Genomic DNA, 21,331 nt, shown 5'->3' on the forward strand with positions numbered 1-21,331 from the left:
GGGTTTCAGCCGCCGAGCGGCCAGGCGCCGACGGTCTCGTAGCGGGGCTGCTCGCCCGGCACCCCACTGACGGGGAGGTTGCTGCGGACCAGGCTGAGCGTGTCGACCTGCCAGGGCGTGCCCTCGAAGCCCGCGAGGGCGTCCAGGTAGGGGCGCAGCGGGGTGGTGGCATTGCGGCTGCGGGCCAGGGTGAGGTGCGGGTTGTAGCGGCGGTGCTGCTCCATCGGTACGCCGGCCCGCCGGGCGGCGGCGTCGGTCCGTTCGGCGAGCATCCGTAGGGCGGCGAGCTCCCCGGCGGCGCCGGCCCACAGGGCGCGCTCCCCGAAGTGGCCGGAGCCGTGCAGCCGCAGGGTGAAGGGGTCCGTGCGGTGGGCGGCCCGCTCCAGGCGGGTGTGCAGTTCCGGGAGCACCTCGTCCCGTACCTCGCCCATGAAGGCCAGGGTGAAGTGCCAGCCCGCTCGCGCGGTCCACGTCAGGTGGTCGTCGTGCAGGGGGTCGACGGCCCGGGCCAGCTCGGCGACGGCCGCGTCCGGCGGGAGGACGGCTGCGAACAGTCTCATGCCGGCGAGCGTAGTCGTGCGCGGCGCCGTTGTCGGGGGCCCTGCCCCGAACCCCCGCGCCTCGATCGCCGGCGAGGCCGGATGTGGCCGGCGTCAGCGTGCATGTGCCCGCCGGGCTGGATGGCGCGGAGCGCAGTTCCAGCCCCGCCGGCGATCGAGGCGCGGGTCCGGGCGGAGCCCGGCGGGGTCTGGGGGCGGAGCCCCCGGCAGGCCGGCCCCGGCTCAGGCCACCGTCACCAGCTCGCGGCGGGGCGGGACGGCCGGGACGAAGGTCACACCGCGCCGGTTCACGCGCAGCCGGAGGTTCCCGACGCGGGCCAGGACCAGCGCGATCGCGAGGGAGGCGGCCAGGGAGATCGCGCCGCCCGCGGCCATGCCGATCCGGGCGCCGTAGGTGTCCGTGATCCAGCCCAGCAGCGGGGCGCCCAGCGGGGTGCCGCCGGTGAACACCATCATGAACAGGGCCATGACCCGGCCGCGCATCTCGGGGTCGGTGGCCATCTGCACGCTGGAGTTGGCCGTGACGTTGACCGTCAGGCCGAAGATCCCGATGGGGACCAGCAGGGCGGCGAAGAGCCAGAAGCCGGGTGCGGAGGCGGTCACCAGGAGCAGGGCCGAGAACAGTACGGCCGCGGCCACCAGGACCCGCAGGCGGGACTGTCCGCGTCGGGCCGCGAGCAGGGCGCCGGCCAGGGAGCCGGCCGCGATCAGGGTGTTGAAGAGCCCGTAGGTGCCCGCGTCCCCGTGGAAGACGTCGCTGACGTACGCCGAGAGCCAGATCGGGAAGTTGAAGCCGAAGGTGCCGATGAAGCCGACGAGTGCGATCGGCCAGATCAGCTCGGGGCGGCCGGCGACGTAGCGCAGGCCTTCGCGCAGCTGTCCCTTGGCGCGGGGTCGCGGCTCGACCGGGTGCAGTTCGTGCGTCCGCATCAGCAGCAGGCCGGCGAGGGGTGCGGCGAAGGACAGTCCGTTCAGCAGGAAGGCCCAGCCGGAGCCGACGGCGGTGATCAGTACGCCGGCGATCGCCGGGCCGACCAGTCGCGCGGACTGGAAGTTGGCCGAGTTCAGGCTGACGGCGTTTGCCACCTGGTCCTTGCCGACCATCTCGGAGACGAAGGTCTGGCGGGCCGGGTTGTCGACGACGGTGACCAGGCCGATGGCGAAGGCGGCGACGTAGACGTGCCACACCTGGACGTGTCCGGCCAGGGTGAGGACGGCGAGGGCGATGCCGGTCAGGCCCATCGCGCTCTGGGTGGCGAGGAGCAGGGGCCGCTTGGGCAGCCGGTCGGCGAGTACGCCGCCGTAGAGGCCGAACATCAGCATCGGCAGGAACTGCAGGGCGATGGTGATGCCGACGGCGGAGGCGGAGCCGGTGAGCGAGAGGACCAGCCAGTCCTGGGCGATGCGCTGCATCCAGGTGCCCGTGTTGGACACCACCTGGCCGGTGGCGAAGAGCCGGTAGTTACGGATCTTCAGCGAGCTGAACATGGAGCCCTTGCTCGCGGGTGCCGCGACGGGCGCGGCGGTAGCGGGGGTGGATATGTGGCCGGGTGCGGAATCTGCTCCGGTTCCCGTACTCAAAAGCGTTCGCCTCCTGGCGTCGTTCCTTACAGGTGCGCGAGCTTCTCCAGGACGGGGGCGGCCGCGCGGAGCTTGGCCCATTCGTCCTCGGTCAGCTCGGCCGCGAGCCCGGCCAGGAAGGCGTTGCGCTTGCGGCGGCTCTCTTCGAGCATCGCTTCGGCCTCCTCCGTCTGGCGGACCACCTTCTGGCGGCGGTCGTCGGGGTGCGGTTCCAGCGTGACCAGTCCCTTGGCTTCCAGCAACGCGACGATGCGCGTCATCGACGGCGGCTGGACGTGCTCCCGCCGCGCGAGCTCGCCGGGTGTGGCCTGGCCGCAGCGGGCGAGGGTGCCGAGGACCGACATCTCGGTCGGGCTCAGCGACTCGTCGACGCGCTGGTGCTTCAGGCGCCGCCCCAGCCGCATGACGGCGGAGCGGAGGTCGTTCACGGCGGCTGCGTCGTCGCCATGGGAAAGGTCATGCATGTATTTAGAGTAACTCATTACTCTCGCTAAGGAACACCACTTTTCCGGCTCACACCTGGGGTCACTCGTACGGGTGAGTCGGCGGCTGAAAGTGACACGCGCGCGCACCCTGTGCCCCGACCCTTTCGCCATGGGGACACATGTGCTGAGCATGCGCATAGACGGGGAGCTGCTCGACAGGCTCCGGATCCATGCCGCCAAACGCGGAATGAGCGTCCAGGACTATGTGGTCCGGACGCTCATTCGCGATGACTTCGACGAGCGCTTCAAGGCGGCCGTCGACGAGACAGAGAAGTTCTACGGGCTGACGTGAGCTACTGCGCGAGGCCGAGGGCGGGCATCGCGTAGTAGAAGACGAACACCGCCGACACCACGTACATGGCCACCGGGACCCCACGTCCCCGGCCGGTCGCCAGGCGCAGCGCGCAGAAGCTGATGAAGCCGATGCCGATGCCATTGGTGATCGAGTAGGTGAAGGGCATCATCACCATGGCCAGGAAGGCCGGGACGGCGATGGTGTAGTCGCTCCAGTCGATGTCCTTGACCGAGCCCGCCAGGATCATGAAGCCGACCGCCACGAGGGCGGGTGTGGCCGCCTGGGACGGGACCATGGTGGCGAGCGGGGTGAGGAACAGCGCCACGGCGAAGAGGCCGCCCGTCACGATGTTCGCCAGGCCCGTACGGGCACCCTCGCCGACACCGGCCGTGGACTCCACGAAGCAGGTGGTCGCGGAGGAGGAGGTGGCGCCGCCCGAGGCGACCGCGAGACCGTCGACCAGCAGGACCCGGTTGATCCCGGGGAACTCGCCGGTCTTCTTGTCGATCAGCTTCGCCTCGTCGCCGACGCCGAGGATCGTGCCCATGGCGTCGAAGAAGCAGGACAGCAGCACGGTGAACACGAAGAGGACGCCGGTGAGCATCCCGACCTTCTCGAAGCCGCCGAACAGGCTGACCTGACCCACGAGCCCGAAATCGGGCGCGGCCACCGGGTTGCCGGGCCACTGGGGAACGGTGAGGCCCCAGCCCGAGTCGGGCACCTTCGCGATCAGCTGGACCACGACGGCGACCAGGGTCATCGCCACGATGGAGATCAGGATCGCGCCCGGGACCTTGCGGATCAGCAGGGCGAACGTGAACAGCACGCCGATCGCGAAGATCAGGACCGGCCAGCCGTCCAGGTGACCGGTGCCGCCGAGCTGGAGCGGGACCGTGGTGTGCGCGGCGTCCGGGATCCGGGAGACGAAGCCCGCGTCGACCAGGCCGATCAGCATGATGAACAGGCCGATGCCGATGGCGATGCCCTTGCGCAGGCCCAGCGGGACGGCGCTCATCACCCGTTCGCGCAGGCCGGTGGCGACGAGCAGCATCACCACGAAACCGGCCAGGACCACCATGCCCATGGCGTCGGGCCAGCTCATGCGCGGGGCGAGCTGGAGCGCGACCACCGTGTTCACGCCCAGGCCGGCGGCGAGGGCGATCGGGACGTTGCCGATCACACCCATGAGGAGCGTGGTGAAGGCGGCCGTCAGGACGGTGGCCGTCACCAGCTGGCCGGAGTCGAGCTGATGCCCGTACATGTCCTTCGCGCTGCCCAGGATGATCGGGTTCAGCACGATGATGTACGCCATGGCGAAGAAGGTCGCGAGGCCGCCGCGGACCTCGCGGGCGACGGTCGAACCGCGCTCGGAGATCTTGAAGTAGCGGTCCAGCGAGCCGGAGGGTTCCTGGGCGGAAGGCTCCGGGGAGGTGGCTTCGGGGGCGGGGGCCGGGGTACTCATACGGTCCTCATTGGGTGGTTCATACGAAGAAAATGGGCCGCGCCCAAACCGTTTCAGTATGAACACATGAACGAAAGGGCGTCCATCTCCGCGCGTAGATGGCGTTTCGCGACGCCTAGACTTGCCGCATGGCGAAATGGACTGCGAAGCACGAGGCGCCCGAGCCCCTGGAGGGCCCGGTCGTCGCCACCGTCACAGGTGGCACGATCCTGTGGTTCGCCCTCTTCCTGGTCCAGCTGCCCTTCTACGGGTGGTTCGCCGACCGGGGCCAACTGTGGTGGGTCTGGACCTGCGCGGCCGGCGGCTTCCTCGGCCTGATCGGCATCTGGTACGTCCGCGGTCGCGACGCGGCCCTCAAGCGTCACGCTGAGGCTGCTGCGCAGGCCGAGGTCGCTGCGCGGGCCGAGGTCGCTGCGCGGGCCGAACGGGACGGGCAGACCGGGCAGCCGGGCTCGGGACCGCAGGCCTAGCGGCGGCGCGGGCGCGGGTCCGCGGGCTTCGGGGTGGGGCGGTGCCCCTCCGGGACGTCTCCTCGGCTCGCGAACCCTTGGCCGGGTCGGCCCGTGGTTCGGCGGTGGGTTCGCTCGACCTGCGGGGACGTCCCGGAGTGTCCCCGCCCCACGCGCGGTCGCCCGGCCTGCTGGACGTCCCCGAGTTGCGGGATGTCCCCGAGCGGGTCGGCCCCGCGGCGCTACCAGGGGACGATTCGGGTCATCCCGAAGTCGGATCTTCGGGCTTCTCGGCGGGTGAACAGTTCGAACCGCGCTTAACGTCGGAGGCATGACGCAGCGGGCTGGAACCGAATCCGACGGGCCGGAGCCGGGTGGCGGCACGGCCGCCCCCGCCATCGACGCGGGAGCGGAGCTGGACCCCGTACACCCGATGCGGCCGCCCGCGCCCCGCTTCAAACCGGGCGGGCTGAGCACCGCCGAGGTCGCCGAGCGGGTCGCGCGGGGCGAGGTCAACGACGTTCCCGTGCGCAGCAGCCGTTCCACCACCGACATCGTCCGCGCCAACGTCTTCACCCGCTTCAACGCGATCATCGGCGTCCTCTGGGTGATCATGCTCGTGGTCGCACCCATCCAGGACAGCCTCTTCGGCTTCGTGATCGTCGCCAACACCGGCATCGGCATCATCCAGGAACTGCGGGCCAAGAAGACCCTCGACAGCCTCGCCGTCATCGGCGAGGTCAAACCCAGCGTGCGCCGCGACGGCCGGACCGCCGAGATCTCCACCTCCGAGATCGTCCTCGGCGACGTCATCGAACTCGGCCCCGGCGACAAGGTCGTCGTCGACGGATCCGTCGGCGAGGCCGACGGCCTGGAGATCGACGAATCCCTGCTCACCGGCGAGGCCGACCCCGTCCTGAAGAAGCCCGGGGACCCGGTCATGTCCGGGTCCTTCGTCGTCGCCGGCGGCGGCGCCTTCACCGCCACCAAGGTCGGCCGCGAGGCCTACGCCGCCCAGTTGGCCGAAGAGGCCTCCCGCTTCACCCTCGTCCACTCCGAGCTGCGCTCCGGCATCTCCACCATCCTCAAGTACGTCACCTGGATGATGATCCCGACCTCGATCGGCCTGATCATCAGCCAGCTCCTCGTCAAGGACAACAACCTCAAGGACTCCATCGCCCGGACCGTCGGCGGCATCGTCCCGATGATCCCCGAGGGGCTCGTCCTGCTCACCTCCGTGGCCTTCGCGATCGGCGTCATCCGCCTCGGCCGCAAGCAGTGCCTGGTCCAGGAACTGCCCGCCATCGAAGGCCTCGCTCGCGTCGACGTGGTCTGCCTCGACAAGACCGGCACCCTCACCGAGGGCGGCATGGACGTCACCGAGCTCCGCCCGCTCGGCGGCGCGGACCCGGCCTACGTCAAGAAGGTGCTCGGCGCCCTCGGCGAGTCCGACCCCCGCCCCAACGCCAGCCTCCAGGCGATCATCGACGCCTACCCCGACATGGCGGAGTGGCGCTGCACCGAGTCCCTGCCCTTCTCCTCCGCCCGCAAGTACAGCGGCGCCAGCTTCAGCGAGGGCGACGGGGAGAACAACACCTGGCTGCTCGGCGCCCCCGACGTCCTGCTCCCCGCCGGGGACCCGGCCCTCGACGAGATCAACGACCTCAACGAGCAGGGACTACGCGTCCTGCTGCTGGCCCGTTCCGCCCGCGAACTCGACGACGCGGCCGTCGCCACCGGGGTCCGGCCGACCGCCCTGGTCGTCCTGGAACAGCGGCTGCGCCCCGACGCCGCCGACACACTGCGCTACTTCGAGGACCAGAACGTCAAGGCGAAGGTCATCTCCGGCGACAACGCGATCTCCGTCGGCGCGGTCGCCGGCAAGCTGGGTCTGCCGGGCGCGGAGAACACCGTCGACGCGCGGGGGCTCCCCACCGACCAGGCCGACATGGCGCAGGTCCTCGACGACAACTCCGTCTTCGGGCGGGTGAGCCCGCAGCAGAAGCGGGACATGGTCGGAGCCCTCCAGTCCAAGGGCCACACGGTCGCCATGACGGGCGACGGGGTCAACGACGTCCTCGCCCTCAAGGACGCGGACATCGGCGTCAGCATGGGCTCGGGCTCGGAGGCGACCAAGGCGGTGGCCCAGATCGTCCTCCTCAACAACAGCTTCTCGACCCTGCCCTCGGTGGTCGCCGAGGGCCGCCGGGTCATCGGCAACATCACCCGCGTGGCCACCCTCTTCCTCACGAAGACGGTCTACTCGGTGCTGCTGGCCATCCTGGTGGTCTGCTCGCAGGTCGAGTACCCCTTCCTGCCCCGCCACCTGACGCTGCTGTCCACGCTCACCATCGGCATCCCGGCCTTCTTCCTGGCCCTGGCCCCGAACAAGGAACGGGCGAAACCGCACTTCGTGAAGCGGGTCATGCGTTACGCGATCCCCGGTGGCGCCATCGCGGCCGTGGCCACCTTCGTCTCGTACCTGATCGCCCGCCACCACTACACCGGCCAGGGAGCCCTCGAAGCCGAGTCCAGCGCGGCCACGTTGACGCTGTTCCTGACGTCCATGTGGGTACTGGCGATCATCGCCCGCCCCTACACGTGGTGGCGGGTGGCCCTGGTCGGCGCGATGGGCGGGGCGTTCCTGATCGTCCTCCTCGTGCCGTGGCTGCAGACCTTCTTCCAGCTCAAGCTGGTGGGCGTCGTGGTGCCGTGGATCGCGGTGGGCGTCGCCGTGGGCGCGGCCGTGCTGATCGAGTTCACCTTCCGGTGGGTCGACCGCAAGTTCCCGGCGTAGGTCGTCTCTTTCGGATCTTGTCGGGCGGGCCGGGCCCGGCAAGATCCGAAAGAGACGGCCTAGCGGTCCCGGCTCCGCCGCCGGGTCCGGGGCGGCCCGGGCGGCGGAGCCGCGCCCGGACGGCGCGCCGGGCCCGTCAGTCGAACCAGCGGTCCCGGGCCAGTTCCGCGGTGCGCGACGGGTCCTCCAGCAGGGCCGCCACCTCGAAGCGGCGCGGCCACTGGCCCGCCGACCATGCGAGGCCGGCCGCGACGCCCTCCAGCGTCGACGCGTGGAGCGTGCCGTCGGGGGTGCGGCGCCAGTCGAGTTCCGTGCCGCCCGCGACCAGCTCCTCGTGCTCGACGTACGTCACCGGAGTGGCCGGACCCAGCAGCACGAGCACCGACTCCGGGACCTCGTGCTCCTCGCCGGGCGTGGTCACCTCCGCCGGAACCGTCTCCGAGAGGCGGCGCACCTGGAGCAGGTCCGCGAGATCCGCCGCGCGCGACGGAGGGACCGGCAGCAGCGGCAGGCCCGCCGTCAGCGGGAGCAGGTCCGGGGCGTCCGCGATCACCGCGTCCGCCGCGTCCACCACGAGCACCTCGCCGTCCACCACCGCGCGCAGCTCGTCCGGGAGGGTGACCTGCTCGGGGTCCAGATCGGCCAGCGCGCCGTACAGGCCGTGCAGCTGGTGGCCGGTGACCTCGCGGTCCGGATCGGCGAGGCGGCCCAGCAGTTCGGCGGCGCCGCCGGGCTCGTCCAGCAGGGCCGCCACGGAGGTCCGTACGCCCAGCGCCCGCAGGACCTGCTCGTCCTCGAAGCCCGTGGCGTCCGCCGAGGTGTAGAGGCCCGCCAGCAGCGGGTCGCCGCCCGCCGCGCGCAGGCCCGCCGGGCGGCGGCCGTCGAGCACCGGGTGGTCGCGCAGCCACCAGGCCGTGTACGGGCGCACCGACTGCGTGGTGCCGTCCGGCAGCAGGATCCGCACGGGCTGGGTCAGGGCGTCGCGCAGCGGCGGCTGCGCGAGCAGGGCCAGCGCCTGCGGCCAGCAGTCGTCGTCGACGAGGTCGAGGTCCCGGACGGCGACCAGCTCGGTCGCCACCGGCGGGACCGGCAGCTCCGGCAGCTGGTCCAGGACGTCCTCGCACCACACGTCCACCGCGTCCAGCAGGCCCGCGTCGTCGGGCTCGGCGAAGTCGCCCTCGCGCGGTTCCAGCTCGTCCGGGTCGAGGACCACGTCGGTGGCACGGACCAGCTGGAAGGTGGCCAGGACCCCGCACGCGGTGAGTGGGCCCGCGCCCCACCGCTCCGCGAGGTCCGCGTCCACGTACGGGACCTCGTCCTCGCGGATCACCGAGGCCAGCGGGCTGCCCGGCAGCAGGAGCTCGCCCGCCGGGACCAGTTCCCCGTCCTCGTCCGGCAGGGCCAGCGCGCCGAGCCAGGGCTCGTCGCCCGGCGCCAGATCGGCGTCGCGGACCAGCCCCAGGACCACCTCGGCCAGCTCGTCGGCGTCCAGGGTGTCGGCGTCCTCGTCCCAGATCTCCCCCGCGTCGAGGGAGGCGGCGACGGCCGCCCGCACCTGCGGGGTCGTCAGGACCGCGCGGGCCGTGGCCGGGAGGGCGCCGAGCTTCTCCAGCAGCGGGTGCGCCGCGTCCGGATGCGCCACCTTCAGCCCCAGCCGGGCCAGGCTCGTCGGCGTGTCCGCGCCGGGCAGCAGGATGTGCCGGGGGCCGATCGACGTACGGCCGTCGGCGAGCGGCACGGGCAGCCCGGACAGCCGGTCGGGGTCCACCCCGGCCAGGCTGTCGTACAGCCGGTGCCACCACTCGGGGGTCCGCTCGATCCCCGCGATCCGCTCGATGGCATCGCCCAGCGGCAGCCGGCCCACCCCCAGGGTGCGCAGCTCGGCCCGGCGCTCCAGGCCCGCCGGCAGCAGGGTCGGCAGGACCTCGGCGAGGACGCGTACGGTGTCGGCGCCCGCGCCCTCCACCACCTCGGCCTCGAAGGGGCGCAGGGCGTTGCGCTCCTCCGCGTGCTCGGGCGGAGCGGCCGGCGCGAGGAACGCCGTACGGGGCAGCCGCCGGAGGACGGCCGCGCGCAGGGCCCCGTCCAGCTCGCCCTTGCCGAGCGGGCCGGGCACCAGGTCCACCAGAGCGGTCGTCACCGGGTCCCAGGCGCCGAGGAGTTCGGCGTAGGCGTCGGCGGCGCGCTCCACGAGGAAGTCGAGCAGCGGACCCGGCGCGGGGTGCCGGCGGGTGGTGTCCAGCGGCAGGGTCGCGATGAGCAGCGCCGGAATGCCCAGCGGCTCGTCGGTGGGGGTCGGCGCGTGCACCACCGGGGCGGTGACCGGGCGCACCGGGGCGCCGTCGGAGTCGACGGGCACGGCCCAGGACACCGCCCAGGCGGGCCGCAGCCGCTCCTCGACGGGCCGGTCGGCGAGCAGCTCCCGCTCGATGGGGCCGCCGTGCCGGACGGTGCGCCAGCGGTGGGTGACCGTGCCGGAGGCGGTGGTGTCGTCGATGACCGTGTACGGGCCCTCGTCGCGCCGGTACAGGGTCCGCGTGCCGTCCGCCGGGGTCTCCACGACGACCTCGCGCAGACCGGGCAGGGTGAGCAGCAGGGCGTCGTCGACGCCCGCCAGCAGCCGCTCCACCAGACCCTCGGCGGCGGCGTCGCGCAGCGGGAGGACCACGACCGTGTCGTAGCCCTCGGGGGCGGTGCCCTCGGCGGGCAGTGGGAGGCGCAGCAGCGGAACGTGCCCGTCACGGCGGCGCAGTTCGTCGCCGAGGCCGGGGCTGCCGACGGCGGCGCCCCGGGCCAGCTCACGGGCCTCGGCCAGCGACCAGCGCACCCCGCCGTGCCGGCCGAGCACCGCCGGTTCGTCGGAGACGGCCAGGACGGCCGCGAAGCCGACGCCGAACCGGCCGACGCTGTCGCCGGACGGTTCCCGCTTGGCGGAGGCGCGCAGGGTGCTCAGCGACTCCACGCCCGTCGCGTCCAGCGGGGCACCGGTGTTGGCGACGGCCAGCAGCGCGTGCCCGCCCTCGGTCTCGTGCAGGGTGAGCCGGAGCCGGCCGGGCACCTTGGCCCGGGCCGCGGCGTCGGCGGCGTTCTGCGCCAACTCGATGACGAGCCGGTCCCGGTAGCCGCCGAGCGCGAGGTCCTCCTCGGCGTTGGCGTCCTCGCGGAACCGGGCCGGGCCCGCCCCCCACGCGTCGAGCACCCCGCGCCGCAGCCGGGCCGTGCCGAAGGGGTCCACACCGCTCTGGGCCGCCGTCACTCGCACGCTCACGCCGCTGCCTCCAAGAATCGCCGCCGGAGCCCTGAAGGTACCGCGTGCGGGGAAGCCCCCACGCCGGTGGCCTCGCGATGTCCGGGGAACGCCGAAGCCCCCGGCGACAGCAGGTCACCGGGGGCTTCGCGTCGTATCGGGCGGGCGATGGTCAGAGCTTCTCGATCACGTGGTCGATGCAGGCCGTCAGCGCCTGCACGTCCGCCGGGTCGATCGCCGGGAACATCGCGATGCGGAGCTGGTTGCGGCCGAGCTTGCGGTACGGCTCGGTGTCCACGATCCCGTTGGCGCGCAGCACCTTGGCGACCGCCGCCGCGTCGATCTCGTCCGAGAAGTCGATCGTGCCGATGACGGACGAGCGCTTGTCGGCGTCCACGACGAACGGGGTCGCGTACTTGGACGCCTCCGCCCAGCCGTACAGGTTGCGCGCGCTGGCCGCCGTACGGCCGGTGGTGAACTCCAGGCCACCCTGGCTGTTCATCCACCGCAGCTGCTGGTCCAGCAGGAACAGGGTCGACAGCGCCGGGGTGTTGTACGTCTGGTTCTTCAGCGAGTTGTCGATCGCCGTCGGCAGCGAGAAGAACTCCGGGATGTGCCGGCTGCCGGACGCGTGCACGCGGGCGGCGCGCTCCAGGGCGGCCGGGGAGAACGCGGCCAGCCACAGGCCGCCGTCCGAGGCGAAGGACTTCTGCGGCGCGAAGTAGTAGACGTCCGTCTCGGTGATGTCCACCGGCAGACCACCGGCGCCCGAGGTCGCGTCCACCAGAACGAGGGATCCGGCGTCGGCGCCCGCGACGCGCTCGATCGGCGCCGCCACACCCGTCGAGGTCTCGTTGTGCGTGTACGCGTACACGTCCACGCCCGCCTCGGCCACCGGCTCCGGGTGCGTACCCGGCTCCGAGGAGATCACGGACGGCGCGTCCAGCCACGGCGCGAGCTTCGCGGCCGTGGCGAACTTCGAGGAGAACTCGCCGAAGGTGAGGTGCTGGGACTTCCGCTCGATCAGACCGGCGGTCGCGATGTCCCAGAAGGCGGTGGAGCCGCCGTTGCCCAGGATCACCTCGTACCCCTCGGGGAGGGAGAAGAGGTCCCGGAGGCCCTGGCGCACCGAGCCGACCAGGTTCTTGACCGGGGCCTGGCGGTGTGAGGTTCCGAGCAGGGAGGTACCGGTGGCGGCGAGGGCGTCCAGCGCCTCGGTCCGCACCTTGGAGGGGCCCGCGCCGAAGCGTCCGTCGGCGGGCTTGATGTCAGCGGGAATCTGGATCTCAGCCACGAGCGGAGCGTATCGGGTCCCGGTCCGCGGCTCGGAAGCGCGTCCACCCGATGAGACGGCTCCGGCCGGTGGCAGGGTGGGGCCGTGACGTCACCCGGTGAACTCGAACGGACATTGCGGGAGAACCTGCGCGGGGAGATCGACTTCGGCGCCGCCGCCCGCGCCCTGACCACCATGGACGCCTCGAACTACCGGCGCGTCCCGGTGGGCGTGGTCGCCCCGCGCGACGCCGACGACGTGGCCGCCGCCCTGACCGTGTGCGCCGAGGCCGGCGTCCCGGTCCTCCCGCGCGGCGGCGGGACCTCCATCGCCGGCCAGGCCACCGGCGTCGGCGTCGTCCTCGACCTCACCCGCCACATGAACCGCCTCGTGTCGGTGGACCCGGTGGCCCGGACGGCCGTGGTCCAGCCCGGAATGGTCCTCGACCGACTGCGCGACGCCGTACGCCCCTACGGGCTGACCTTCGGACCCGACCCCTCCACCCACTCCCGCTGCACCCTCGGCGGCATGATCGGCAACAACGCCTGCGGGGCCCACTCGGTCGCCTGGGGCACCACCGCCGACAACGTGACCGAACTGGCCGTGACGACCTACGGGGGCACCTCCCACCGGATCGGCACCGGCTGGGCGGGCGCCCCCGACGGCCTGCGCGAGCTGATCACCGGACACCTCGGACCACTGCGCACCGACATGCCGCCCGGCTTCTCCCGGCGGATCTCCGGCTACGGCGGCCTCGACGCGCTGCTGCCCGAGCACGGGGTGCAGGTGGCGCGGGCCTTCTGCGGCAGCGAAGGCACGCTCGGGGTGGTGACCGAAGCCGTCGTCCGCCTGGTGGAGACACCCCGGGCGCCGGTCCTCGCGGTCCTCGGATACGCCGACGAGAGCGCGGCGGCCGAAGCGGCGGCCGGGCTGCTGCCCCACGGGCCACTCACGGTGGAAGGCATGGCCCAGGACCTGGTGGGCGACACCGCCGCGCGACTGCCCCGGGGCGGCGCGTGGCTGTTCGTGGAGATGCCGGACGCGGGCGCGGCCCGCACCCTGCTGCGAGCCGCCGACGCCGTGGACCGGGCGCTCGTCACCGACCCGGCCCAGCAGCGAGCCCTGTGGCGGATCCGTGAGGACGCGGCCGGCACCGCGACCCGGATGCCGGACGGCAGCATGGCCTGGCCGGGATGGGAGGACTGCGCGGTACCGCCCGCCCGGCTGGGCGCCTACCTGCGGGAATTCCGGGCGCTGCTCGCGGCGCACGGGCTGCGCGGATCCCCGTACGGGCACTTCGGCGAGGGCTGCGTCCACGTACGGATCGACTTCGACCTGGTGTCGGCGCCGGGCATCGCCCGCTTCCGGACCTTCTCCGAGGAACTGGCCGACCTCGTCGTCGCGCACGGCGGATCCCTGTCGGGCGAGCACGGCGACGGCCAGGCGCGCGCGGAACTCCTGCCCAAGATGTACGGGCCGGAGCTGATCCGGCTCTTCGGCGCCTACAAGGACGTGTGGGACCCGGCGGGCGGCATGAACCCCGGGACCCTGGTCAGACCGGCACGACTCGACGAGAACCTACGCTTCGCGGTGCTGCCCGCCACCCCGTTCGCGGGCGAGATCGCCCGCTGCGTCGGCGTCGCGAAATGCCGGACCACCGACCCCGGCGGCGCCTCGGTGATGTGCCCCTCCTACCGGGCCACGGGCGAGGAACGGCACTCCACCCGCGGCCGGGCCAGGCTGCTGCACGAGATGCTCGCCGGGGAGATCGTCACGGACGGCTGGCGCTCCACGGAGGTCGCCGAGGCGCTGGACCTGTGCCTGGCCTGCAAGGGCTGCCGCAGCGACTGCCCGGTGGGCGTGGACATGGCCACGTACAAGGCGGAGTTCCTGCACCACCACTGGGCGGGCCGGATCCGCCCGCTGTCCCACTACACCCTCGGCGGCCTACCGGAATGGCTCCGCCTCATCGCCCGCCTCCGGGCGGCGGGAACGGTCAACGCCCTGGCCCGACGCGTCCCCGTACCGGGACTGGACCGGGAGCGGGGCTGCCGACTGCCGGAAGTGGCCCGCGAACCGTTCACACGCTGGTGGGCGCGACAGCCGGGCCCGGCGCAGGGGGCGAAGGAGGTGAAGGGGGTGTCGGGGTCCGGGGGAGCCGTCACCCTCTGGCCGGACACCTTCACCCAGTACCTGAACCCCGCGGCGGGCCGGGCGGCCACCCAGGTGCTCAACGCGGCGGGGCTGAGCGTCCGGGTACCCACCGCCGGCCGGGTGTGCTGCGGCCTCACCTACGTCTCCACGGGCCGCCTCGACCGCGCCCGCACCGTCCTGCGCCGAACCCTGGACACACTGGGCGAGCCGGCAGGACCCGTCGTGGTCCTGGAACCGAGCTGCGCCGCGGCCCTACGCGCCGACCTGCCCGCGCTGCTCCCCGACGACCCCCGCGCGGCCCGCCTCGCAAGGGCGGTACGGACCTTCGCCGAGACCCTGGAGGAGTACGCCCCGGCCTGGCAGCCGCCGCACCTGGACCGCAAGGTGGTCGGCCAGACCCACTGCCACCAACACGCGGTGCTCGGGGACGGCCCCGACCGCAGACTGCGCGAGCGAGCCGGCCTGACCGGCGAACTCAGCGGGGGCTGCTGCGGCCTCGCCGGGAACTTCGGCTTCGAACCCGGACACCACCAGGTGTCGGTGGCCTGCGCGGAGGAACAGCTGCTCCCGGCCCTGCGCGCGGCCCCGCCGGACGCCCTGGTCCAGGCGGACGGATTCTCGTGCCGCACGCAGATCGCCCAGCTGGGCGGGGCCCGGGCCCGGCACCTGGCGGAACTCCTCGCGGAAGGGTTGTGACCGCCCGTCGCAAGAGCAGACAGTGGTAAGGAAGGACATACGGCAACACCCCTTACTGCCCCTTAGGCTGGAGAGATGCCCGCACCTTCCTCTTCGTCCTCCCCGGCAGCCTCGCCGGCCGTCGCCGCAACGGCGCCGGACCCGTCGCCCACCCAGGGCTCCGGTTCCGCTTCCGGCTCCGGCCTCCGGTCCGGCCTCGGTCCCGTCGCGCTGGTGATATCGGCGGGGATCTCGGTGCAGTTCGGCGCCGCCCTCGCGGTCATGATCATGCCGAGGGCGGGCGCGGCCGGCGTGGTCACCCTGCGCCTCGCGGCCGCCGCGATCGTGCTGCTGCTCCTGTGCCGCCCGAAGGTGCGCGGCTACTCCCGTGCCGACTGGGGCACGGTGCTCGCCTTCGGCGTCGCCATGGCCGGCATGAACGGCCTCTTCTACCAGTCCATCGACCGGATCCCGCTCGGCCCGGCGGTCACCCTGGAGGTCCTGGGACCGCTCGCCCTCTCCGTCATCGTCTCCCGACGTCTGGTCAACGTCCTGTGGGCGGGCCTCGCGCTCGGCGGCGTCGTCCTGCTGTCCGGGCACGGCGGGGGCGGACTCGGCTTCGGCTCCCTCGACCCGCTGGGCGCGGCCTTCGCCCTCGGGGCGGGCGCGATGTGGGCGGCGTACATCGTGTTCAGCGCGCGTACCGGCCGCCGCTTCCCGCAGGCGGACGGGCTCGCGCTGGCCATGGCGGTGGCCGCGGTCATCTCGCTGCCGCTGGGCATCGCCGAAGCGGGCTCGGACCTGCTGGTCCCGAGCACCCTGGCCCTCGGCATGGGCGTGGCCGTCCTGTCCTCCGTCCTGCCGTACACGCTGGAACTGCTCGCGCTGCGGCGGATGCCGGCCCCGACCTTCGCGATCCTGATGAGCCTGGAGCCGGCCATCGCCGCCACGGCGGGCTTCCTCGTCCTGAACCAGGCCATGTCCGCGCTGGACGCCCTGGCCATCGCCCTCGTGATCGCGGCCAGCATGGGCGCGGTCCGCTCGCAGATCCGGAGGAAGGCCGCCTGATGGATGTCGCCACCTACCTGGCCGAAGTCCCCGACACCCGACGCGAGGCCCTGGTCCGCCTGCGCGAGCTGTGCCTGCGGGAGCTGAGCGGGTTCGAGGAGCGGATCGAGTACGGGATGCCGGTGTACGTACGGGCGGGCGAGACGGCCGGCGAGATCGCCTGGGCGAACCAGAAGCAGTACATCTCCTTCTACCTGATGCGCACGGACGTCCGGGAGGCCTTCGCGGACCGCCTGGCCCCCCACGACATGGGCAAATCCTGCCTCCGCTTCCGCAACCCCACCAGGATCGACTTCACCCTCCTCCGAGACCTCCTCAGAGCGACGGCGGGGGCGGGGCCGGGGGCGGGGCCGGGGCGGGGGAAGGTCTGCTGAGGGGGGCTTCGTTCTCGTGGCTCCGCAATGGGGCCTCCGGCCACGCGGAAGGGGCGGCGCGCCGTACGGCACACCGCCCCTTCCGCGTGAGCTCAGATCTTGTTCCAGGTCCCGCTGTGCCAGAGCGCGCCGCCCTTGCCGGGGCCGCCGTCCGCCTTGTAGAGGACGAAGTTGCCGTCGTCCTGGAGCAGGGCGTAGGCACCGGGATTGCCGGCGGTACCGGTGCGCCAGGCCACCTTGTCCATGTCGAACCAGTCGCGCAGGGTCATGTCGCCGTCAACGCCGACGCGCAGATCGATCGTGTAGTAATCCGTGCTGTACGTCGCGCTGTTCCAGATGGCCTTGCCGTCGCTCTTGCGATAGATGACGACGTTGTTGTCCTCCTGGATGATCATCCACACGGTGGCGCTCTGGGCCCAGTCGCCGTCGAACCAGTAGCGGTACTGGTGCGCCGTGTCTTCCGCGCACAGCTTCGTGGTCTTCTCCCGCCTCAGGGGCGACCAGTGCGTCCCCCAGCGGTCGTCCTTGCGGCCGATGACCTTGAAGTTGCCGTTCGACTCCAGCTTCGCCACGGGCTTGAGGTCGTTGTGGCCACCGTAGGACGCGGTGTGCCAGATGCCGCCGCCGGTCTGGGGGCCGCCGCCCTGCTTGTAGATGACGAAGTTGCCGTCCTCCTGCATGGTGGCGTACGCGCCCGCGTTGCCGTACGTGCCGCTGTTCCACAGCGGGAGCTTGTAGCCGCCGGGGTTGCCCAGGGCGTAGAGCACCAGGTTGCCGTCGGCCTGCATGACCAGCTCGGTGTTCTCCGTCGGGCTGGTCATCTTCTGGCCCGGGGCGAGCTGCCGGCCGATGTTCAGGACCGTTTCGCGAGCGTCGTAGGGCTCGTCGCACTCGGCCATCCCGGGGCGGGTGGCCGGCGCGGCACCGGCCGTGCCCGGGACCAGGCCGGTCAGGGCCGAGGCGGCGAGCAGGGATATGAACGCACTGCGGAGCAGGCGGTCGTGCATGAGTGGTTCCCCCGTGATTCGTTTCGTCGGTCAGATCTTGTTGTAGGTGCCGCTGCTCCAGAGGGCGCCGCCCTTGCCGGGGCCGCCGTCCTTGGCGTAGACGACGAAGTTGCCGTCGTCCTGGAGCAGGGCGTACGCGCCCCGGTTGTTCTCGGTACCGGTGTGCCACGCCCACGCGTGCGTGTAGTACTGGCGCAGGCCCACGTCGCCGCTCGCTTCCACCTGCAGGACCACGGGCTTGTCCGAGCCGTACGACGCGCTGTTCCAGATGGCCGCGCCGTCCCGCTTGCGGTACATGACCAGGTTGCGGTCCTCTTGGAGCACGAGGTAGACGGAGGCCGACTGCGCGAAGGAACCCCCGAGCCAGTCCCGGTACGGTGCCCCGGGGCCGGGCGTGCACAGCATCGGGGACTCCTCGTGGGTCATGGAGGACCATTTCACCCAGGCCCCTTCGTTGCCCCACACGGTGAACTCGCCGTCGGCCTCCAGACGCGCCTTCGCCTGCGCGGTCCCCCAGGTCTTGGTGGCCCACAGGGCGCCGCCCTTGTCGGGGCCGCCGTCCTTCTTGTAGACGACGAAGTTGCCGTCCTCCTGCATCAGGGCGTACGCGCCCGGGTTGCCGTACGTACCGCTGTTCCACAGCGGGTGGCGGGTGCCCGTGCCCGAGGGGTCCTGGACGTAGAGCACCAGGTTCCCGTCGGCCTGCATCACCAGGGCGGTGGTCTTGCGGCTGCTGACCAGGCTCTGGCCGGGCTCCAGGCGCTTGCCGGTGTCCAGGTAGCGGACGCTGAGCGGGTCGTTGTACGGAAGGTCGCACGCGACCGGTTCGGCGGCCGGGGCGGCGGTCGCGGCCGGAGCCACGGCCCCCGCCAGGGCGGCTGCGGCGAGCAGAGTGGTCAGGGCTGCGCGGCCGGTAAGGCGTTTGTGCATGGTGCTGTTCCCCCTTGAACGGCCCCGGATCGCGGGCCCGTTGAGCGCGGTGGGGCGTACGGACGGGTCGTCCCGCCCGTACCCCCACCAGGACGGTTCTCGTCCGTCGGTCACATCTTGTTGTAGGTGCCGCTGTTCCAGAGGGCGCCGCCCTTGCCAGGGCCGCCGCTCTTCTTGTAGACGACGAAGTTGCCGTCGTCCTGGAGCAGGCCGTAGGCGTCCGAGTTGCCCCCGGTGCCGGTGCGCCAGCGGACCGTGTGGTTCGGGCCGTTCTCGTGCAGGGTCAGGTCGCCGTTGTCGCCCATCTCCAGGTTCAGGCCGTTGCGGTTGCCCCAGGTGCCGCTGCTCCAGATGGCCTTGCCGTCCCGCTTGCGGTACATGACGAGGTTGTTGTCGTGCTGGAGCACCAGCCAGGCGTTCGCGGACTGGGCCCAGTTGCCGCGGATCCAGGAGGCGTCGGTCGAGCACACCTTGTTGGGCTGCTCGCTGGTCTCGGTCGACCAGTACCAGTCCTCGCTGCGGCCGCTGACGCTGAACTCGCCGTCGTCCCTGATGGAGGCACGGATGTAGGAGTTGGCCCGGTCGCCGTAGGTCGCGGTGTGCCAGACGCCGCCGCCCGTCTGGGGGCCGCCACCCTGCTTGTAGATGACGAAGTTGCCGTCCTCCTGCATCAGGGCGTAGGCCCCGGGGTTGCCGTACGTGCCGCTGTGCCACAGGGGGAGCTTGGGCCCGCCGGGGTAGGTGGTCGCGTACACGACGAGGTTGCCGTCGGACTGCATGACCAGCTCGGGCTTGCCGGGCGTGGGGACCAAGCTCTGGCCGGAGTCGAGGCGCTGGCCGGGCCGCAGGTCCGAGGCGTAGCCGCCCTCGCTGGACCGGCACTGGCCGGGTACGACGGCCGACGCCGTGGCCGGGGCCAGGGCGGTGACGGCGCAGGCGGCGAGTACGGGCACGAGTGCTCTGCGGAGTGCGTGGATGCGCATGTGGTGGTTCCCCCCGTGGTGGTGCGTCATGTCGGTCAGATCTTGTTGTAGGTGCCGCTGTTCCAGAGGGCGCCGCCCTTGCCGGGGCCGCCGGTCTTCTTGTAGACGACGAAGTTGCCGTCGTCCTGGAGCAGGGCCCAGGCGTCCGGGTTCCCGCCCGTGTAGGTGCGCCAGCGGACCGCGCCGTCGTTGTTGAGGCTGGCGTTGGCGATCGTCAGGTCCCCGCGGTCCTTGTAGAGCATCTGCAGGGTCACCCGCTGGCTGCCGCCGTAGGTGCCGCTGTTCCAGATGGCCTTGCCGTCGCGCTTGCGGTACATGACGAGGTTGTTGTCCTGCTGGAGGACCAGCCAGACGGTGGCCGACTGGGCCCAGTTCCCCGACCCCCAGGCGTACCCGGCCCCCTCGAAGTCCGAGCAGAGCTGGTTCTGGCGCTCCACGGTCCGGCTCGACCACCGCGCGCCGGCGGCGCTGTTGCCGCGGCCGTCGACGGCGAACTCACCCCCGACGAGGTATGCCTTGGGCCGCCAGTCGGTCCGGGTGCCGTAGGTCGCGGTGTGCCAGATGCCGCCGCCGGTCTGGGGGCCGCCGCCCTGCTTGTAGATGACGAAGTTGCCGTCCTCCTGCATCAGGGCGTAGGCGCCGGGGTTGCCGTACGTGCCGCTGTTCCACAGCGGGAGGTCATAGGCGCCGGGGGTGCCGAGGGCGTAGAGCACCAGGTTGCCGTCGGGCTGCATGACCAGCTCGGTCCGGCTCACCTTGTCCGCCAGGCGGGCGCCCGACTCCAGGCGCTGGCCGGGACCGATCTCCGCGATCACACCCCCCGTGGAGTTGCGGCACTCGCCGGGGCCGGCCGCCGCGGCCGGGGTGGCCATCGCCGGGACCAGGGCGGTCACGGAGGAGGCGGCGAGCAGGGCGACGAACGTTCTGCGGAGCGCATGGGTGCGCATGGTGTGGTTCCCCCCAGGGTTCTTCAGGTTCATCAGGCTGGACAGGTGGATCAGATCTTGTTGTAGGTGCCGCTGTTCCAGAGGGCGCCGCCCTTGCCGGGGCCGCCGTCCTTCTTGTAGACGACGAGGTTGCCGTCGTCCTGGAGGAGGGCGTAGGCGTCGTCGTTGCCGGCCGTGCCGGTCCGCCAGCGCGTCGCGAAGTACGGGCCGTAGTCGCGCACGATCAGGTCGCCGCTCCGCAGCATCTCCAGGTACACGCGACCGTTGTCGGCTGCGGAGGTGTGCCAGGTGCCGCTGCTCCAGATGGCCTTGCCGTCGCGCTTGCGGTACATGACGAGGTTGTTGTCGTTCTGGAGCACCAGCCACACGGAGGCGGACTCGGCCCAGCCGCCCTGGTCCCAGTGCGGCTGCTGACCGCTCGGCGGGTTCGCGCACAGCTTCGCGTGCCGCTTCTTGGTGCCGCTGTCCCACGAGATGCGGTTGTTGCCGGTGCCGCGGCCGGTCACCCACAGCTCGCCGGAGTCGGAGAACCAGGCGCGGACGCTCGTGTCGGTCCGGTCACCGTAGGTGCCGCTGTTCCAGAGGGCGCCGCCCTTGTCGGGACCGCCGTCCTTCTTGTAGACGACGAAGTTGCCGTCCTCCTGCATCAGGGCGTACGCGCCCGGGTTGCCGTACGTGCCGGTGCTCCACAGCGCGAGTTGGGGCCCACCGGGGAGGCCGACCGCGTAGATGACGAGGTTGCCGTCCTCCTGCATGACGAACTCGGGCCTGAGCGGCGTGGGGACCACGCGGGTGCCCGGGGCGAGACGCTGGCCGGGGGCGAGGAACGTGCTGTTGCCGGTGGTGAAGTTGTCGCATTCGGTGGGGTCGGAGGCCGACGCCGTCGCCGGGACCAGGGCGGTCAGGGCGGAGGCGGCGAGCAGGGCGACGAACGTTCTGCGGAGCGCATGGGTGCGCATGGTGTGGTTCCCCCCAGGGAGCGAGCGCCTGGCCGGAAACGGCCGGGCATGCGTGATCCCTTTCTACCCTGCCGCCCCGGGACCG

The 21,331-nt window shown here is 72.1% G+C and carries 17 protein-coding genes; 6 read left to right on the forward strand and 11 right to left on the reverse strand.

Going from position 1 to position 21,331, the window contains the following annotated elements:
* Positions 1–5: 5 nt before the first annotated feature.
* From thpR to ACWG52_RS21040, 3 genes are all read right to left on the reverse strand, one after another.
* A complete protein-coding gene (thpR, locus tag ACWG52_RS21030) occupies positions 6–560 on the reverse strand; it encodes an RNA 2',3'-cyclic phosphodiesterase (protein WP_389816078.1) in 555 nt (184 codons plus the stop codon).
* 222 nt (positions 561–782) lie between these two features.
* Positions 783–2,141, reverse strand: a complete 1,359-nt coding sequence (locus ACWG52_RS21035; RefSeq protein ID WP_389816080.1) for an MFS transporter — start codon at positions 2,139–2,141, stop codon at positions 783–785.
* 26 nt (positions 2,142–2,167) lie between these two features.
* A complete protein-coding gene (locus ACWG52_RS21040) occupies positions 2,168–2,605 on the reverse strand; it encodes a MarR family winged helix-turn-helix transcriptional regulator (RefSeq protein ID WP_030010566.1) in 438 nt (145 codons plus the stop codon).
* A gap of 130 nt (positions 2,606–2,735) precedes the next feature.
* Between ACWG52_RS21040 and ACWG52_RS21045 the strand changes: the two genes are divergently transcribed.
* Positions 2,736–2,918, forward strand: a complete 183-nt coding sequence (locus ACWG52_RS21045; RefSeq protein ID WP_030010567.1) for a hypothetical protein — start codon at positions 2,736–2,738, stop codon at positions 2,916–2,918.
* Between the two features lies 1 nt (position 2,919).
* Here ACWG52_RS21045 and ACWG52_RS21050 read toward each other — a convergent pair whose 3' ends face one another.
* On the reverse strand, positions 2,920–4,383 hold the full coding sequence (locus tag ACWG52_RS21050; RefSeq protein WP_389816083.1) for an NCS2 family permease: 1,464 nt from the start codon (positions 4,381–4,383) through the stop codon (positions 2,920–2,922).
* A 128-nt stretch (positions 4,384–4,511) separates the two neighbouring features.
* Between ACWG52_RS21050 and ACWG52_RS21055 the strand changes: the two genes are divergently transcribed.
* Positions 4,512–4,853: a DUF2530 domain-containing protein gene (locus ACWG52_RS21055; protein WP_389816085.1), complete on the forward strand. Its 342-nt coding sequence runs from the start codon at positions 4,512–4,514 to the stop codon at positions 4,851–4,853.
* Between the two features lie 310 nt (positions 4,854–5,163).
* Positions 5,164–7,629, forward strand: a complete 2,466-nt coding sequence (locus tag ACWG52_RS21060) for a cation-translocating P-type ATPase (protein ID WP_389816089.1) — start codon at positions 5,164–5,166, stop codon at positions 7,627–7,629.
* 136 nt (positions 7,630–7,765) lie between these two features.
* Here the strand turns inward: ACWG52_RS21060 and ACWG52_RS21065 are convergent, their stop codons facing one another.
* Together ACWG52_RS21065 and serC are read right to left on the reverse strand one after the other, a co-directional pair.
* Entirely contained in the window at positions 7,766–10,897 is a 3,132-nt protein-coding gene (locus tag ACWG52_RS21065) for a sacsin N-terminal ATP-binding-like domain-containing protein (RefSeq protein ID WP_453125583.1), read from the reverse strand.
* 151 nt (positions 10,898–11,048) lie between these two features.
* Positions 11,049–12,170: a phosphoserine transaminase gene (gene serC / locus ACWG52_RS21070; protein WP_389816095.1), complete on the reverse strand. Its 1,122-nt coding sequence runs from the start codon at positions 12,168–12,170 to the stop codon at positions 11,049–11,051.
* An 84-nt stretch (positions 12,171–12,254) separates the two neighbouring features.
* Between serC and ACWG52_RS21075 the strand changes: the two genes are divergently transcribed.
* The 3 genes from ACWG52_RS21075 (at position 12,255) to ACWG52_RS21085 (ending at position 16,420) form a co-directional block, all read left to right on the forward strand.
* The gene (locus tag ACWG52_RS21075) at positions 12,255–14,999 is read left to right on the forward strand and encodes an FAD-binding and (Fe-S)-binding domain-containing protein (RefSeq protein ID WP_453125585.1); all 2,745 of its coding nucleotides are present in this window, start codon (positions 12,255–12,257) and stop codon (positions 14,997–14,999) included.
* Positions 15,000–15,074: 75 nt separating this feature from the next.
* Positions 15,075–16,046: an EamA family transporter gene (locus ACWG52_RS21080; protein ID WP_389816100.1), complete on the forward strand. Its 972-nt coding sequence runs from the start codon at positions 15,075–15,077 to the stop codon at positions 16,044–16,046.
* Complete coding sequence (locus tag ACWG52_RS21085) at positions 16,046–16,420, forward strand: DUF1801 domain-containing protein (protein ID WP_453125588.1); 375 nt, start codon at positions 16,046–16,048, stop codon at positions 16,418–16,420. Before ACWG52_RS21080 ends, ACWG52_RS21085 begins: the two co-directional genes overlap by 1 nt.
* Before the next feature lie 92 nt (positions 16,421–16,512).
* Here ACWG52_RS21085 and ACWG52_RS21090 read toward each other — a convergent pair whose 3' ends face one another.
* From ACWG52_RS21090 to ACWG52_RS21110, 5 genes are all read right to left on the reverse strand, one after another.
* Positions 16,513–17,427: a hypothetical protein gene (locus ACWG52_RS21090; RefSeq protein WP_453125590.1), complete on the reverse strand. Its 915-nt coding sequence runs from the start codon at positions 17,425–17,427 to the stop codon at positions 16,513–16,515.
* 30 nt (positions 17,428–17,457) lie between these two features.
* On the reverse strand, positions 17,458–18,357 hold the full coding sequence (locus tag ACWG52_RS21095) for a hypothetical protein (protein ID WP_453125592.1): 900 nt from the start codon (positions 18,355–18,357) through the stop codon (positions 17,458–17,460).
* Positions 18,358–18,467: 110 nt separating this feature from the next.
* Positions 18,468–19,340, reverse strand: coding sequence for a hypothetical protein (locus ACWG52_RS21100; protein ID WP_453125593.1), 873 nt, complete (start codon positions 19,338–19,340; stop codon positions 18,468–18,470).
* A 35-nt stretch (positions 19,341–19,375) separates the two neighbouring features.
* Complete coding sequence (locus ACWG52_RS21105; protein ID WP_389816112.1) at positions 19,376–20,287, reverse strand: hypothetical protein; 912 nt, start codon at positions 20,285–20,287, stop codon at positions 19,376–19,378.
* Between the two features lie 50 nt (positions 20,288–20,337).
* The gene (locus tag ACWG52_RS21110) at positions 20,338–21,246 is read right to left on the reverse strand and encodes a hypothetical protein (RefSeq protein WP_453125595.1); all 909 of its coding nucleotides are present in this window, start codon (positions 21,244–21,246) and stop codon (positions 20,338–20,340) included.
* Positions 21,247–21,331 lie beyond the last annotated feature (85 nt).

This window comes from Streptomyces sp. CLCI03, assembly GCF_053615355.1.

What these genes read in the sequence shown, in the direction of transcription:
- ACWG52_RS21110 (WP_453125595.1), bottom strand. Translation starts at nt 21,246, where the DNA reads ATGCGCACCCATGCGCTCCGCAGAACGTTCGTCGCCCTGCTCGCCGCC.
- ACWG52_RS21105 (WP_389816112.1), bottom strand. Translation starts at nt 20,287, where the DNA reads ATGCGCACCCATGCGCTCCGCAGAACGTTCGTCGCCCTGCTCGCCGCC.
- ACWG52_RS21040 (WP_030010566.1), bottom strand. Translation starts at nt 2,605, where the DNA reads ATGCATGACCTTTCCCATGGCGACGACGCAGCCGCCGTGAACGACCTC.
- ACWG52_RS21100 (WP_453125593.1), bottom strand. Translation starts at nt 19,340, where the DNA reads ATGCGCATCCACGCACTCCGCAGAGCACTCGTGCCCGTACTCGCCGCC.
- ACWG52_RS21085 (WP_453125588.1), top strand. Translation starts at nt 16,046, where the DNA reads ATGGATGTCGCCACCTACCTGGCCGAAGTCCCCGACACCCGACGCGAG.
- ACWG52_RS21045 (WP_030010567.1), top strand. Translation starts at nt 2,736, where the DNA reads ATGGGGACACATGTGCTGAGCATGCGCATAGACGGGGAGCTGCTCGAC.
- ACWG52_RS21080 (WP_389816100.1), top strand. Translation starts at nt 15,075, where the DNA reads ATGCCCGCACCTTCCTCTTCGTCCTCCCCGGCAGCCTCGCCGGCCGTC.
- ACWG52_RS21055 (WP_389816085.1), top strand. Translation starts at nt 4,512, where the DNA reads ATGGCGAAATGGACTGCGAAGCACGAGGCGCCCGAGCCCCTGGAGGGC.
- ACWG52_RS21060 (WP_389816089.1), top strand. Translation starts at nt 5,164, where the DNA reads ATGACGCAGCGGGCTGGAACCGAATCCGACGGGCCGGAGCCGGGTGGC.
- ACWG52_RS21095 (WP_453125592.1), bottom strand. Translation starts at nt 18,357, where the DNA reads ATGCACAAACGCCTTACCGGCCGCGCAGCCCTGACCACTCTGCTCGCC.
- ACWG52_RS21050 (WP_389816083.1), bottom strand. Translation starts at nt 4,383, where the DNA reads ATGAGTACCCCGGCCCCCGCCCCCGAAGCCACCTCCCCGGAGCCTTCC.
- ACWG52_RS21090 (WP_453125590.1), bottom strand. Translation starts at nt 17,427, where the DNA reads ATGCACGACCGCCTGCTCCGCAGTGCGTTCATATCCCTGCTCGCCGCC.
- thpR (WP_389816078.1), bottom strand. Translation starts at nt 560, where the DNA reads ATGAGACTGTTCGCAGCCGTCCTCCCGCCGGACGCGGCCGTCGCCGAG.